The sequence below is a fragment of the Pseudomonas sp. Kh14 genome, from assembly GCF_900291005.1.
Classification (GTDB): domain Bacteria; phylum Pseudomonadota; class Gammaproteobacteria; order Pseudomonadales; family Pseudomonadaceae; genus Aquipseudomonas; species Aquipseudomonas alloputida.
In genome coordinates this window covers 1-14,124 of the sequence record NZ_OLKJ01000037.1, presented here as the reverse complement: position 1 = coordinate 14,124, position 14,124 = coordinate 1, and the positions used below count along the sequence as shown (strand labels likewise).

General features: G+C 62.6%; 13 protein-coding genes. 5 read left to right on the top strand and 8 right to left on the bottom strand.

From position 1 onward, the window contains the following. Nucleotides 1-198 precede the first annotated feature (198 nt). From lpdA to FQ668_RS21090, 4 genes are read right to left on the bottom strand one after another with little or no spacing between them, the layout of a single operon-like run. The gene (lpdA, locus tag FQ668_RS21105) at nt 199-1,578 is read right to left on the bottom strand and encodes a dihydrolipoyl dehydrogenase (RefSeq protein ID WP_144180639.1); all 1,380 of its coding nucleotides are present in this window, start codon (nt 1,576-1,578) and stop codon (nt 199-201) included. 2 nt (nt 1,579-1,580) lie between these two features. Next, on the bottom strand, nt 1,581-2,852 hold the full coding sequence (locus tag FQ668_RS21100) for a dihydrolipoamide acetyltransferase family protein (protein WP_019438370.1): 1,272 nt from the start codon (nt 2,850-2,852) through the stop codon (nt 1,581-1,583). After that, entirely contained in the window at nt 2,853-3,911 is a 1,059-nt protein-coding gene (locus tag FQ668_RS21095) for an alpha-ketoacid dehydrogenase subunit beta (RefSeq protein WP_012051588.1), read from the bottom strand. It lies immediately after the preceding gene. Nucleotide 3,912: 1 nt separating this feature from the next. Next, nucleotides 3,913-5,145 (bottom strand): 3-methyl-2-oxobutanoate dehydrogenase (2-methylpropanoyl-transferring) subunit alpha, encoded by a 1,233-nt coding sequence (locus FQ668_RS21090; RefSeq protein ID WP_014590116.1) that lies wholly within the window; start codon nt 5,143-5,145, stop codon nt 3,913-3,915. Nucleotides 5,146-5,343: 198 nt separating this feature from the next. Between FQ668_RS21090 and bkdR the strand changes: the two genes are divergently transcribed. From bkdR to FQ668_RS21075, 3 genes are all read left to right on the top strand, one after another. Then, a complete protein-coding gene (gene bkdR, locus FQ668_RS21085; RefSeq protein WP_003254485.1) occupies nt 5,344-5,829 on the top strand; it encodes a Bkd operon transcriptional regulator BkdR in 486 nt (161 codons plus the stop codon). Nucleotides 5,830-6,083: 254 nt separating this feature from the next. Then, nucleotides 6,084-7,325 carry a glutamine synthetase family protein gene (locus FQ668_RS21080; protein WP_167665923.1) on the top strand — a complete coding sequence of 414 codons (1,242 nt, stop codon included), beginning with the start codon at nt 6,084-6,086 and terminating at the stop codon, nt 7,323-7,325. 133 nt (nt 7,326-7,458) lie between these two features. Continuing rightward, nucleotides 7,459-8,799 (top strand): MFS transporter, encoded by a 1,341-nt coding sequence (locus FQ668_RS21075; RefSeq protein WP_014590118.1) that lies wholly within the window; start codon nt 7,459-7,461, stop codon nt 8,797-8,799. Between the two features lie 93 nt (nt 8,800-8,892). Here the strand turns inward: FQ668_RS21075 and FQ668_RS21070 are convergent, their stop codons facing one another. From FQ668_RS21070 to flgA, 4 genes are all read right to left on the bottom strand, one after another. After that, on the bottom strand, nt 8,893-9,636 hold the full coding sequence (locus FQ668_RS21070) for a flagellar brake protein (RefSeq protein ID WP_012051591.1): 744 nt from the start codon (nt 9,634-9,636) through the stop codon (nt 8,893-8,895). A 79-nt stretch (nt 9,637-9,715) separates the two neighbouring features. Further along, the gene (locus tag FQ668_RS21065; RefSeq protein ID WP_010955106.1) at nt 9,716-10,183 is read right to left on the bottom strand and encodes a flagella synthesis protein FlgN; all 468 of its coding nucleotides are present in this window, start codon (nt 10,181-10,183) and stop codon (nt 9,716-9,718) included. Nucleotides 10,184-10,232: 49 nt separating this feature from the next. Beyond that, nucleotides 10,233-10,547 (bottom strand): flagellar biosynthesis anti-sigma factor FlgM, encoded by a 315-nt coding sequence (gene flgM / locus FQ668_RS21060; RefSeq protein ID WP_003254479.1) that lies wholly within the window; start codon nt 10,545-10,547, stop codon nt 10,233-10,235. 164 nt (nt 10,548-10,711) lie between these two features. Next, nucleotides 10,712-11,464 (bottom strand): flagellar basal body P-ring formation chaperone FlgA, encoded by a 753-nt coding sequence (gene flgA, locus FQ668_RS21055; protein WP_144180637.1) that lies wholly within the window; start codon nt 11,462-11,464, stop codon nt 10,712-10,714. Between the two features lie 77 nt (nt 11,465-11,541). On the opposite strand from flgA, the gene FQ668_RS21050 reads away from it, so the two are divergent. Together FQ668_RS21050 and cheR are read left to right on the top strand one after the other, a co-directional pair. Then, the gene (locus tag FQ668_RS21050; protein WP_010955104.1) at nt 11,542-12,471 is read left to right on the top strand and encodes a chemotaxis protein CheV; all 930 of its coding nucleotides are present in this window, start codon (nt 11,542-11,544) and stop codon (nt 12,469-12,471) included. Between the two features lie 51 nt (nt 12,472-12,522). Beyond that, entirely contained in the window at nt 12,523-13,350 is an 828-nt protein-coding gene (gene cheR / locus FQ668_RS21045; RefSeq protein WP_004575768.1) for a protein-glutamate O-methyltransferase CheR, read from the top strand. The last annotated feature ends 774 nt before the right edge of the window (nt 13,351-14,124 follow it).

Genomic DNA, 14,124 nt, shown 5'->3' with positions numbered 1-14,124 from the left:
CCGTAGCTGGGCTACGACTCGTCGCGACGCCTTGCCTGAGCGCAAAAATCGCTCGCGAGTTATTGGCCGTATTTGCAAAACACCACACTAGCCCATCAAAGAGCGTGCGGTTTTCTGAAGGCTTAGATGGCCTGAATGAAAAAAGACCCGCAGCGCCTCTCGGCGCAGCGGGCCAAATCGGCCTCGGCCGCTTCAGTGTCAGATATGCAAGGCGTGGCCCAGGGCGCGCAGTGCGGCTTCCTGTACCGCTTCACCCAGCGTTGGGTGGGCATGAATGGTGCCGGCCACATCTTCCAGGCGCGCGCCCATCTCCAGCGATTGGGCAAACGCGGTGGACAGTTCGGAAACCGCCACGCCAACCGCCTGCCAGCCCAGGATCAAGTGGTTGTCGCGCCGCGCCACCACGCGCACAAAACCGCTTTTCGATTCCAGGCTCATGGCCCGGCCGTTGGCGGCAAACGGGAACTGCGCGACGATGCAGTCCAGGCCCTGCTGGCTGGCTTGTTCCGGGGTCTTGCCGACCACCACCACTTCCGGGTCGGTAAAGCACACGGCGGCAATCGCTGCCGGCTCGAAGCGTCGGGCCTTGCCGGCGATGATTTCGGCGACCATCTCGCCCTGGGCCATGGCCCGGTGCGCCAGCATCGGTTCGCCAGCGACGTCGCCGATGGCCCAGACGTTGTGCATGCTGGTGTGACAGCGCTCGTCGATGGCAATGGCGGCGCCGTTCATCTTCAGGTCCAGGCACTCCAGGTTGAAGCCCTTGGTGCGTGGCCGGCGGCCCACGGCCACCAGTACCTGATCGGCCTCAAGACGCAGTTGCCCACCCTTGCCGTCGCTGGCCAGCAGGCAGCCATTTTCGTAGCCCTCGACGCTGTGGCCCAGGTGCAACGCTATGCCCAGTTTCTTAAGCGACTCGGCCACCGGGACGGTCAATTCGCTGTCGTAGGTCGGCAGGATGCGCTCACGCGCTTCCACCACGCTCACCTGTGCACCCAGCTTGCGATAGGCAATGCCCAGCTCCAGGCCAATATAGCCACCGCCGACCACTACCAGGTGTTGCGGCAGGGTTTTCGGCGCCAGGGCTTCGGTCGAGGAAATCACCGGGCCACCCAGCGGCAGCATAGGCAGTTCGACACTGCTGGAACCGGTCGCCAGCAACAGATGCTCGCACTGGATACGCTGGCCATCGACCTCGACCTGCTTGCCGTCCAGTACCTTGGCCCAGCCATGCACCACTTTCACCCCGTGCTTTTTCAGCAGGGCGGCAACACCGGTGGTCAGACGGTCGACAATGCCGTCCTTCCAGGTGACGCTCTGGCCGATGTCCAGGCGCGGCGAAGCCACGCTGATGCCCAGCGGCGAGGGTTCGGTAAAGCGCGAGGCCTGGTGAAACTGCTCGGCCACGTGGATCAGCGCCTTGGACGGGATGCAGCCGATGTTCAGGCAGGTGCCGCCCAGTGCCTGGCCTTCCACCAGTACGGTAGGAATGCCCAGTTGCCCGGCGCGGATGGCTGCTACATAGCCGCCAGGGCCGCCGCCGATGATCAACAGGGTTGTCTGGATAATCTGTTGCATGCTCACTCCACGAACAGGCAGGCGGGTTGTTCGAGCAGGCCACGCACGGCCTGGATGAACAGGGCGGCGTCCATGCCATCGACCACGCGGTGGTCGAACGAGCTGGACAGGTTCATCATCTTGCGCACGACGATCTGGCCGTCGATCACCACTGGCCGTTCGACCATGCGGTTGACCCCGACGATTGCCACTTCCGGGGTGTTGACCACGGGCGTGCTGACAATGCCACCCAAGGCGCCAAGGCTGGTCAGGGTGATGGTCGAGCCGGACAGCTCTTCACGGCTGGCCTTGTTGTTACGTGCAGCGTTGGCCAGGCGAGAAATCTCGCCGGCATTGGCCCACAGGCTGCCCGCTTCGGCGTGGCGAAGCACGGGTACCATCAGGCCGTTGTCACCTTGGGTGGCAATACCCACATGCACCGCGCCATGGCGGGTGATGATCTGCGCTTCGTCGTCGTAGGTCGCGTTGATCTGCGGGAAGTCACGCAGCGCCACCACCAGGGCGCGCACGAGGAATGGCAGCAAGGTCAGCTTGCCGCGGCTGTCGCCGTGCTTGCTGTTGAGTTGCTGGCGCAGGGCTTCCAGGGCGGTGACGTCGATTTCCTCGACATAACTGAAGTGCGCGACCCGGCGTTTGGCGTCCTGCATGCGCTGGGCGATCTTGCGGCGCAGGCCGATCACCGGCACCTGCTCGCTGTCGGTGCGCTTGGCATAACCATCAGGTGCTTGCCCGGCATTGCTTTGCGGCTTGCTCATGAAGGCGTCGAGGTCTTCGTGCAGAATGCGCCCGGCCGGGCCGCTACCATGCACATAACGCAGTTCGATACCGGCGTCCAGGGCGCGTTTGCGCACGGCCGGCGAGGCCAGTGGCTTGTCGCCCGGCTGGCGCGGCACGATGGGCGCAGCGTCGTGGTTGGCGGGCGCCTGGTACGCGGCGGGTTTTACGTCTTTCTGCGGTTCCGGCTTGGCTGCAATGGGGGCAGCCGGGGCCTCTACCGGTTTTGGCTGAGGCACATCCACATGGTTGCCGCTGCCTTCCACTTCGATGCGGATCAGTTCGCTACCGACCGCCATCACTTCCCCGGGCTGGCCACCCAGGGCCAACACCTTGCCGCTGACCGGCGAGGGGATTTCCACGGTGGCCTTGTCGGTCATGACGTCGGCCACCACCTGGTCCTCGGCGATGATGTCGCCGACTTTGACGAACCATTCCACCAACTCGACCTGCGCGATGCCTTCGCCAATGTCCGGCATCTTGATGACGTGCGTGCCCATTCAGACCTCCATGACCTTTTTCAGTGCCGCACCTACCCGCGAAGGGCCGGGGAAGTAAGCCCATTCCTGTGCGTGAGGGTAGGGGGTGTCCCAGCCGGTGACGCGTTCGATCGGCGCCTCCAGGTGGTGGAAGCAGTGCTCCTGCACCAGCGACACCAGCTCGGCACCGAAGCCGCAGGTGCGGGTGGCCTCGTGCACCACCACGCAACGGCCGGTCTTCTTCACCGACTCGACGATGGTATCCAGGTCCAGCGGCCACAGGCTGCGCAGGTCGATCACTTCGGCATCGACGCCGCTTTCTTCGGCGGCCACCTGGGCCACGTACACCGTGGTGCCGTAGGTCAGCACGGTCACGTCATTGCCAGGGCGGGTAATGGCGGCCTTGTCCAGCGGTACGGTGTAATAGCCGTCGGGCACGGCGCTGTGCGGATGCTTCGACCACGGTGTTACCGGGCGGTCGTGGTGGCCATCGAACGGGCCGTTGTACAGGCGTTTGGGCTCCAGGAAAATTACCGGGTCGTCGCATTCGATCGAGGCAATCAACAGGCCTTTGGCGTCATAAGGGTTGGACGGCATCACGGTGCGCAGGCCGCACACCTGGGTGAACATCGCTTCCGGGCTCTGGCTGTGAGTCTGGCCGCCATAGATGCCGCCGCCGCAAGGCATGCGCAGGGTCAGCGGGGCAATGAATTCGCCGGCCGAACGGTAACGCAGGCGTGCCAGCTCGGAGACGATCTGGTCGGAGGCCGGGTAGAAGTAGTCGGCGAACTGGATCTCCACCACCGGGCGCAGGCCATAGGCACCCATGCCCACGGCGGTACCGACGATGCCGCTCTCGGAGATGGGCGCGTCGAACACGCGCGATTTGCCGTACTTGTTCTGCAGGCCTTCGGTGCAGCGGAACACGCCGCCGAAGTAACCGACGTCCTGGCCGTACACCACCACATTGTCGTCGCGCTCAAGCATGACATCCATGGCCGAGCGCAGGGCCTGGATCATGGTCATGGTAGTGGTGGCCATGGCGGTTTCCGGGTTGATGCTGTTGTTGTGGTCGTTCATCTCAAACCCCCAGTTCCTGGCGTTGACGGCGCAGGTGTTCGGGCATCTCCTTGTACACATCCTCGAACATCGAGGCGGCGCTCGGGATGTGCCCGTTGGCCAGGGTGCCGTACTGCTCGGCTTCTTTCTGTGCGGCAATCACCGCAGCTTCGAGCTCGGCCGTGACGGCCTGGTGTTCTTCCTCGGACCAGTGGCCGATCTTGATCAGGTGCTGCTTCAGGCGGGCGATCGGGTCACCCAGCGGGAAGTGGCTCCAGTCGTCGGCAGGGCGGTACTTGGAGGGGTCGTCCGACGTCGAGTGCGGGCCGGCACGGTAAGTAACCCACTCGATCAGGCTTGGGCCCAGGCCGCGGCGGGCGCGCTCGGCCGCCCAGCGCGAGGCGGCGTACACGGCGACGAAGTCGTTGCCGTCAACCCGCAGCGAAGCAATACCGCAACCCACGCCACGGCCGGCAAAGGTGGTCGACTCGCCACCGGCGATCGCCTGGAAGGTGGAAATGGCCCACTGGTTGTTGACCACGTTGAGGATGACCGGGGCGCGGTATACGTGGGCAAAGGTGAGGGCGGTGTGGAAGTCCGACTCGGCAGTAGCGCCGTCACCAATCCATGCCGAGGCGATCTTGGTATCGCCCTTGATCGCCGATGCCATGGCCCAGCCGACCGCCTGTACGAACTGGGTCGCCAGGTTGCCGCTGATGGTGAAGAAGCCGGCTTCGCGCACCGAGTACATGATCGGCAACTGGCGGCCCTTGAGGGGGTCGCGCTCGTTGGACAGCAGTTGGCAGATCATCTCGACCAGCGACACGTCGCGGGCCATCAGGATGCTTTGCTGGCGGTAGGTCGGGAAGCACATGTCGGTGCGGTTCAGCGCCAGCGCCTGGCCACTGCCGATGGCTTCTTCGCCCAGGCTTTGCATGTAGAAGGACATCTTCTTCTGGCGCTGGGCGACCACCATGCGGCTGTCGAAGATCCGCGTCTTGAGCATGGCGCGCATGCCTTGACGAAGGACCTGTGGGTCGATGTCTTCGGCCCAGGGGCCTTGCGCATCGCCTTGCTCGTCGAGCACGCGGACCAGGCTGTAGGACAGGTCGGCAGTGTCGGCAGCATCGACATCGATAGCGGGTTTACGGGCTTGACCTGCATCGTTGAGGCGCAGGTAGGAAAAATCGGTCTGGCAGCCTGGCCGGCCGGTGGGCTCGGGCACATGCAAACGCAGGGGGGCGTACTCGTTCATGCTTTTTACGCTCGCTCGGGTATTTGTTTTTGTGAGCTCTGAAGCGGCCGCCGCTGAGTACCGGCTTGTGACTGGTAAGTCAGCGTCACCTACATCTTAGTGGCCCGGCAGGAGAATTTTTCTCTCAAGTTGATTGCCTTTGCCGAGCGAGGCAGATAAACATTCCGCATAAACACAAAAAACCGGTGATTTTGTCTTATGCGCAAACTCGATCGTACTGATATCGGCATTCTCAACAGCCTGCAAGAGAACGCCCGCATCACCAATGCCGAGCTGGCACGCTCGGTGAATCTGTCGCCCACGCCTTGTTTCAACCGGGTGCGGGCCATGGAAGAGCTGGGAGTGATCCGCCAGCAGGTGACCTTGCTGTCGCCTGAGGTGCTGGGGCTGGATGTGAATGTGTTTATCCATGTCAGCCTGGAAAAACAGGTGGAGCAGTCGTTGCACCGCTTTGAAGAAGAGATCGCCGAGCGGCCCGAGGTGATGGAGTGCTACCTGATGACCGGGGACCCGGATTACCTGTTGCGGGTGCTGCTGCCGAGCATCCAGGCGCTGGAGCGGTTTCTCGATTACCTGACGCGCTTGCCGGGCGTGGCCAATATTCGTTCAAGTTTTGCCCTGAAGCAGGTGCGCTACAAGACGGCGTTGCCGTTGCCGGCCAATGGCATGACCTTGCGGGAGTAGGGGTGGCCTGTGCCGGCCTCTTCGCGGGTGAACCCGCTCCTACAAGGATCGCACCCACCCGTAGGCGCGGGTTCACCCGCGAAGAGGCCGGCACAGCCACCAATAGGCTGCTTGATATTTTAAACACCCGCAGCCTATGTTGTTGTCAGCCTACAACAACAAGGACAAGCGTCATGAGCACTGCTCAGCTCCAGGGCATCGATGAAATCGAATGCGTCACCCCCGACCTCAACGGCGTCCCGCGCGGCAAGGTGATGACCGCCGACGGCTTCCTCGAAGGCCGTCGCCTGCAGATGGCCCGGGGTGTGCTGCTGCAGTGCATCATGGGCGGCTACCCAGCGGCGAAATTCTACGGCAGTGATGACGGCGACCTGGCACTGGTGGCCGAACCCGGTCAGGTCCACCGCCTGCCCTGGAGCGATGACGGCCGCGCCTTGGCCATCTGCGATGCCAACGAGCTGGATGGCCGGCCCTCGGCATTGTCCACCCGGGGCCAGCTGAAGGCCGTGATAGCCCGCTATGCGGCACTGGGCCTGGCGCCGGTAGTGGCAACCGAGCTGGAGTTCTTCGTCTTTGCCCCCAACACCGACCCGCAGCAACCGTTCCTGCCGCCTGTAGGCAGCGATGGCCGCCGCGAGCTGGGCCATTCGGCGTTCAGTGTCAGTTCCAACAACGGCCTGCGCCCGTTCTTCAAGGAGGTGTACCACTGCATGGCCGCACTCGGCCTGCCACGTGACACCTTCATGCACGAAATGGGTGTCAGCCAGTTCGAGATCAACCTGCTGCACGGCGACCCGCTGCTGTTGGCCGACCAGACCTTCCTGTTCAAGCACCTGCTAAAGGAAGTGGCGCTCAAGCACGGGCTGACCGTGGTCTGCATGGCCAAGCCGCTGGCGCGTACGCCCGGCAGTTCCATGCACATTCACCAGAGCCTGGTCGAGGTCGGCAGCGGGCGTAACGTGTTCAGTGACGAGCAAGGCCTGCCGACAGACACCTTCCACCATTTCATCGGCGGGTTGCAGGCGTGCATGGCCGACTTCACCGCCCTGTTCGCGCCCAACGTCAATTCCTACCAGCGCCTGTGCCACCCCTATGCCTCGCCGAACAATGCGTGCTGGTCCGAGGACAATCGCGCCGCTGGCTTGCGCATTCCGGCCAGTGCGCCGGTCGCGCGACGGGTGGAAAACCGCCTGCCTGGCGCCGATGCCAACCCGTACCTGGCCATTGCTGCCAGCCTGGCCGCCGGGCTGCATGGCATCGAGCAGCGCTTGCAGCCATCGCCAGCCATCCAGGGCGAATTCGAAGTACCCGAACACCTGAGCCTGCCGTGCACGCTGCACGCGGCCCTTGAAAGGCTCAAGCGCAGCACGCTGGCGCGGGAACTGTTCGGCAGCGAGTTCATCGAAGGCTACATTGCCAGCAAGACCCTTGAGCTGAGCGATTTCTTCGACGAGATCACGCCGTGGGAGCGCCGGGTCCTGGCGGCACAGGCCTGAGCGCGACACAACCTGCACCGGGCACGCCCCCGCAGTGCCAAATAGCTGTCGGGGGGGCCTGCGCCAGGCGGTTTTTGCCTTTATGCTGCTAGCACCCAAAACTGCCACCTGACCAGGGAGCTCCACGGGACGTATGCGAAATGTATGGAAGCCGTTTCAGTCGTTGTATTTCGCCGCGCTGATGATGTTGATCGGCTCGGGCCTGCTCAGCACCTACCTGGCCCTGCGCCTGGCTGCCGACCACGTCGACAGCCTGTGGGTGGGTGCGTTGATGGCGGCCAACTACTTTGGTCTGGCGGTTGGCGGCAAGGTTGGCCACCGGCTGATCGGACGGGTAGGGCACATACGCGCCTATGCTACCTGTGCCGGTATCGTCGGCGCTGCGGTGCTCGGCCATGGCCTGACCAGCTGGCTGCCGGCCTGGGTCGGGCTGCGCGTGATCGTCGGCCTGGGGATGATGTGCCAATACATGGTCATCGAGAGCTGGCTCAATGAGCAAGCCGATGTGAAGCACCGGGGCGCGGTGTTCAGCGGCTACATGATTGCCTCGTACCTGGGGCTGGTGCTTGGCCAGTTGATTCTGGTGGTGCACCCGCAGCTCGGCCCTGAGTTGCTGATGCTGGTGGCAATGTGCTTTGCCCTGTGCCTGGTGCCCGTGGCGATGACCCGGCGTATTCACCCGGCGCCCCTGCGCCCGGCACCGATGGAGCCGAAGTTCTTCATCAAGCGCGTGCCGCAGTCGCTCAGTACGGTTTTGGGCTCGGGGCTGATTGTCGGCTCGTTCTACGGTCTGGCGCCTTTATATGCGTCAAGCCAGGGGATGAGTACCGAGCAGATCGGTCTGTTCATGGGTAGCTGCATTTTTGCCGGCCTGCTGGTGCAGTGGCCGCTGGGCTGGTTGTCTGACCGTTATGACCGGGCGGTGCTGATTCGGAGTGTGGCAGTGGGGCTGGCGCTGGCGGCTGCGCCATTGGCAATACTGCCCACTGTGCCGCTGGAGTTGCTGTTCGGTATCGGCTTCCTGATCTCGTTGCTGCAGTTTTGCCTGTACCCGCTGGCGGTTGCCTTTTCCAATGACCACGTGGAAAGCGAGCGCCGGGTATCGCTGACGGCGATGCTGTTGGTGACCTACGGTGTGGGTGCATGCGTCGGTCCGCTGGCGGCAGGGGTTCTGATGAAAGTGCTGGGCGCGCAGATGCTGTATGCCTTCTTCGTATTCTTTGCCCTGGTGCTGGTCTGGCGCATTCGGCCGAAAGCGGTTACCGGCCTGCATCAGGTACAGGATGCGCCGCTGGGCCACGTGGCGATGCCGGCGGCCGGCTCGCCGTTGTCGGCGGCGCTGGACCCGCGGGTGGATGAGCAGACTGTGCAGGACGTGATGCAGGCGCCGGTGGCGGCTGAAGATACCGAGGATGAAGAGAAGGGTGCGCAGCAACAGGCGCCTGAACCTGAAGAGGTCAGCAAGTCGCTGTAGGAGCGGGTTTACCCGCGAAGAGGCCAGCCCAGCAGAAACACAAATGAAAACGCCACCTCAGCAGGTGGCGTTTTCTGTTTTACCGACCGACGATCAATAATCGTCCTTGTCGAACCGCCGCGCCTCACGCTGCAGCTGGTACACGAAACTCTCGATCTTGCGTTGAGCCTGCCCGCTCAGGTTGTGGAAGCGCACGCCGGCAAAGGTGGTGTTGATGCGCTCTTCATAGTGCAGATGACGCAGCTCGACCATGGTGTCCACCAGGCCCAGTGGGTTGCCCGCCTTGAAACGCTCATACACCTGGCCCAGTTGCAAGCGGTCTTCGACATTGCCTTCGAAGCGCAGTTTGCAGCCGGTGGCCGAGATATCCAGCAGCTTGCCTCGCATGGCGCCGTTGCCCTTGAGGTGAGCACCGTCAAGGATGATGTCGACCAGCTGCGATAGCTTCAGCGCGGCGCGGAAGGCGTTGCGGCGCTGGTGGTAGGTCATCTCTTGCGGCAGGGCGCCGCTGTAGCAGCGGTGGCCGTCGACTTCGCTGATTTTAAGCGCGTGATCGCATTCCCAGGCGATGCGTACACCATCGTGGAAACCTTCGACACGGAAGTGCTCGCCGTTCTCGATGAATTTCTCGCCGTCACGGGGGATCATCTCATCCAGTGCGAGGGTGTTGCTTTCGCGGTCCACGTGTACCACATAGCTCTGGAAGCGCTGGCTGCGGTCGTGGAAGGTGATGATCAGGGGGTCGTGGCTTTCCTGCAGCTGCCGCAAGTTGGCCGCAATCTCCAAGGGGGTGCTCAACACCTTGGGTGGTTGCGGGGCATCGGATTCATTGAACACAGCTTATCGTTCTCCAGGCAAAAGCGACACACGCAAGTAACGGCATTTTGCCACTATGTTCTGTGCCTTGATAGAAAAATCACACTTGGCTGAGCGCGCGCGGTTTGGCCAGCGGCGAGGTGCTGCCACGGCTATCGTAGAGCGAAGGCGAATCGCCGCCCTGAAGGATACGGATCTGGTTGTTGGTGACGTGTTGCTGAACCTGGATGATCCGGCCATTGGTCTGGTTGACCTGCTGGCAGTCGTCCATCAGTTGCGACAACATGTCGAGCCGCTGCAGCATCACATCACCATGAGGTGACTGCGCGGCTACAGCCTGCACACCGGTGCGGTCGGCACTCAGGCCCAGGCTGCCGAGCAATTGGCTGCGGCGCTGACCATGCTGCTCGAGCAAGATGATCAACGACTGCTTGCGCGCCAGGATTTGCTCCAGCAGCGGCATGTCGCGGCCATGCAGGGCGATTGCTTCCTTGTGCAGAAGGTCGAGCAATTCCTGCATCGGGGCAATGTCATCTTCGATCAGTTGCAGCAAGGTGGTGTCGTGCATGGCTAACTCTTGGCTTTTCTGGCGTCCGTGAAGTCAGCGCGCCGTACGGTCAGCGCTGGGCTTCGAAATCAAGCAGTTTGCTGGCGACCCGGCCGGCATCGACCTGGTAGCTGCCGTCGGCGATCGCCTGCTTCAACTGGGCCACACGGGCGCTGTTGACTACTGGCTCGTCGCGCAGCTTGTCGCTGATTTTCTGCAACTGCTGTGCCTCTTGGCTGAGGTGTACCGCCTCTCCGCTGGCGCTGGTGTCTTTCACCGCTTCCTGGCTGGCTGCCGGTTTTTCGGCGCTGCCGGACGCGGTGTTGCCGCGCACGCCGCCCGTGACGGACGGAGAGTTATTCAAACGACTGAAGTCGATGACCATGATCAGAAACCTCTGGGTATTTGGACGCTTGCCTTGTTTTCGGCCAACCCGATATAAACTTTAGGCACAAATGCATTGCCGCCTGTCGGCAAGCCCGCGAACCCATGTTCTGACTCAGTTTAGGAAAAGCGGTTCCTCACTGCCAGCGCAATCTGGTGGCTGGCCTACATACTGACCTCGACCTGGCCCGGGCCGGTCACCCTGGCCTTGACCACGCGTTTGGAATTGAGGTTGCGTACCCGGATCTGCTCGCTCAGGCCGCCCTTGCTCAGGGCTTCGCCCGGCATGCGCACACTCAGGCTGCCACTGCGGGCAATGATCACCACCTGGTCACCCTTGCGCACCACCTCGGCCTTTTCCAGGTGTTGCGGGGTGAGCACCTGGTCGATCACCGTGGGGCGCAGCATCTTCATGCCCACCGCCTGGTCCAGCTCGGTCAGAAAGCCCTGGCCCAGGGTGCCGACATCGCGCTCGCGCAGGGCCACGTCACCTTCGCCGACCGTGTTGTCGCGCTTGAGCGGGCGGGTTACCACCACCACGTCGCGGAAAAGTCGCACGGTGGCCGGCACGAATACCGTCCACGGTGCTGCGCCGTTGCAGCGTATCCGTACCGTCACCCGGCCCAGCGGCTGGGCCGGGCTTTCCAGTGAGGCGTCCAGCTGCTGGCTGCACAACGGCATGCGCAGGCGTGGGTCCAGCGGGTTGACCTGGATTTCATAGCGGCCGGCAGTCTGGGTAGTGGACAGATAATCTTCAACGGTGAATTCAAGAAACCCTTGGGTGACACCGATAAGCTGTTCAGGCAAGGTGAACGCGTTCGCCACTGTGCGAGCGCCGGGCATCAGCAGGCACAGCGTGGCCAGCGGGCCAGTCAGCAGGCGTGTCAATCGTCGGGAAAATGTCGTTTTCGTGTGCATGACACTCAAAAAAGCAAAGCCCGTGCCGACTCGCTACCTGAGTTGCAACGAAAGGCTGAAACGTTAAGGAGTCTGGCATGGCGGGTGTTATGGATTCGGTCAACCAGCGCACGCAGCTGGTGGGGCAGAATCGCCTGGAATTGCTGCTGTTCCGCCTCAATGGCGAACAGCTTTACGGCATCAATGTGTTCAAGGTCAGGGAAGTACTGCAATGCCCTGCGCTGACCCTGCTGCCCAAGGCGCACCCTGTGGTGCGTGGCGTTGCCAATATTCGCGGGGCGACCATCCCGATCCTCGACTTGTCGATGGCCACCGGGTTGCGGCCGTTGCAGGAAGATACACGCAACAGCTTCGTGATCATCACCGAGTACAACACCAAGACCCAAGGCTTCCTGGTGCATTCGGTGGAGCGCATCGTCAACATGAACTGGGAAGAGATCCATCCGCCACCCAAGGGTACCGGCCGTGATCACTACCTCACTGCGGTCACCCGGGTGGACAACCGCATGGTCGAGATCATCGACGTGGAGAAGGTGCTGGCCGAAGTGTCGCCGTCGTCCGAGTCGGTGTCGGCCGGTGTGATCGATGCCGAAGTGCAGGACAAGGCGGTGTTGATGCGGGTGCTGACCGTCGACGACTCGTCGGTGGCGCGCAAGCAGGTCAGCCGTTGCCTGCAGACCGTAGGGGTCGAGGTGGTGGCGCTCAATGATGGCCGTCAGGCGCTGAACTACCTGCGTCAGCTGGTGGATGAGGGCAAAAAGCCGGAAGAAGAGTTCCTGATGATGATCTCGGACATTGAAATGCCGGAAATGGACGGATATACGCTAACGGCGGAGATTCGCAGCGATCCGCGCATGCAAAAATTGCACATCTGCCTGCATACTTCGCTTTCCGGGGTGTTCAACCAGGCAATGGTCAAGAAGGTCGGCGCCGATGACTTCCTGGCCAAGTTCAAGCCGGACGACCTGGCCCAGCGGGTGGTCGACCGGATCAAGGCAGCGCATTGAAGCAGCCGGGGGCATGCCCCCGGCACCAGTGATTGAAAAGAGGCGGCAGTAGTGTCTACGGGTAATTTGGATTTCGAACAGTTCCGGGTCTTCCTGGAGAAAGCCTGTGGCATCCTGCTGGGCGAGAATAAGCAGTACCTGGTTTCCAGCCGTCTCAACAAGCTGATGGAACAACAGGGCATCAAGAGCCTGGGTGAGCTGGTGCAGCGCATCCAGGCCCAGCCGCGCGGCGGTTTGCGCGAGCAGGTGGTCGATGCCATGACCACCAACGAGACCCTGTGGTTTCGCGACACCTACCCCTTCGAGGTGTTGAAGAACAAGGTGATCCCCGAGTTCATCCGCAACAACCCCGGCCAGCGCCTGCGCATGTGGTCGGCGGCCTGTTCGTCGGGGCAGGAGCCGTATTCCATTTCAATGGCGATCGACGAGTTCGAGCGCAGCAACCTCGGCCAGTTGAAGATGGGGGCGCAGATCGTCGCCACCGATCTCTCCGGCACCATGCTGACCAACTGCAAAACCGGCGAATACGACAGTCTGGCGATTGCCCGCGGCCTGTCCCAGGAACGCCTGCAGCGCTACTTCGACCCCAAGGGTCCGGGGCGTTGGGCGGTCAAGCCGGCGATTCGCAGCCGTGTCGAGTTCCGCTCGTTCAACCTGCTCGACAGCTATGCCAGTCTGGGCAAGTTCGACATCGTGTTCTGCCGGAATGTGCTGATCTATTTCTCGGCGCAGGTGAAGAAGGACATCCTGCTGCGCATTCACAGTACCCTCAAGCCCGGTGGCTACCTGTTCCTCGGCGCCTCGGAAGCGCTGAACGGCTTGCCGGACCATTACCAGATGGTGCAGTGCAGCCCGGGGATCATCTACCAGGCCAAGTAAGCACGAAGGCCGGTATCGAGAGATGCCGGCCTTTTTGTTTGCCTATCCGCTGTTCCTGCCGAGATCCCCGTAGGAGCGGGTTTACCCGCGAAGAGGCCGGCCCTGCTGGCCAATCTCCACCCGCCGTTCACCGTTGCCGCCGCTACCGTATTCGCGGGTAAACCCGCTCCTACACAAATTGGTGGTGGACACACACCGGAGGTTGGACGCAGGCCGTCGTGTAGGAGCGGGTTCACCCGCGAAAGGGCCGGCCCTGCTGGCCAATCTCCACCCGCCGTTCACCGTTGCCGCCGCCGCCGTATTCGCGGGTAAACCCGCTCCTACACAAATTGGTTGTGGACACACATCGGAGGTTGGACACAGGCCGTCGTGTAGGAGCGGGTTCACCCGCGAAAGGGCCGGCCCTGCTGGCCAATCTCCACCCGCCGTTCACCGTTGCCGCCGCCACCGTATTCGCGGGTAAACCCGCTCCTACACAAATTGGTTGTGGACACACATCGGTGGTTGGGCATAGGCCGCCGTGTAGGAGCGGGTTCACCCGCGAAAGGGCCGGCCCTGCTGGCCAATCTCCACCCGCCGTTCACCGTTGCCGCCGCCACCGTATTCGCGGGTAAACCCGCTCCTACACAAATTGGTTGTGGACACACATCGGTGGTTGGGCATAGGCCGCCGTGTAGGAGCGGGTTTACCCGCGAAAGGGCCGGCCCTGCTGGCCAATCTCCACCCGCCGTTCACCGTTGCCGCCGCCACCGTATTCGCGGGTAAACCCGCTCC

Bases quoted from the DNA above. Each gene is read 5' to 3' on its own strand.
- lpdA (WP_144180639.1), bottom strand. From the start codon at position 1,578: ATGCAACAGATTATCCAGACAACCCTGTTGATCATCGGCGGCGGCCCT.
- FQ668_RS21100 (WP_019438370.1), bottom strand. From the start codon at position 2,852: ATGGGCACGCACGTCATCAAGATGCCGGACATTGGCGAAGGCATCGCG.
- FQ668_RS21095 (WP_012051588.1), bottom strand. From the start codon at position 3,911: ATGAACGACCACAACAACAGCATCAACCCGGAAACCGCCATGGCCACC.
- FQ668_RS21090 (WP_014590116.1), bottom strand. From the start codon at position 5,145: ATGAACGAGTACGCCCCCCTGCGTTTGCATGTGCCCGAGCCCACCGGC.
- bkdR (WP_003254485.1), top strand. From the start codon at position 5,344: ATGCGCAAACTCGATCGTACTGATATCGGCATTCTCAACAGCCTGCAA.
- FQ668_RS21080 (WP_167665923.1), top strand. From the start codon at position 6,084: ATGACCGCCGACGGCTTCCTCGAAGGCCGTCGCCTGCAGATGGCCCGG.
- FQ668_RS21075 (WP_014590118.1), top strand. From the start codon at position 7,459: ATGCGAAATGTATGGAAGCCGTTTCAGTCGTTGTATTTCGCCGCGCTG.
- FQ668_RS21065 (WP_010955106.1), bottom strand. From the start codon at position 10,183: ATGCACGACACCACCTTGCTGCAACTGATCGAAGATGACATTGCCCCG.
- flgM (WP_003254479.1), bottom strand. From the start codon at position 10,547: ATGGTCATCGACTTCAGTCGTTTGAATAACTCTCCGTCCGTCACGGGC.
- flgA (WP_144180637.1), bottom strand. From the start codon at position 11,464: ATGCACACGAAAACGACATTTTCCCGACGATTGACACGCCTGCTGACT.
- FQ668_RS21050 (WP_010955104.1), top strand. From the start codon at position 11,542: ATGGCGGGTGTTATGGATTCGGTCAACCAGCGCACGCAGCTGGTGGGG.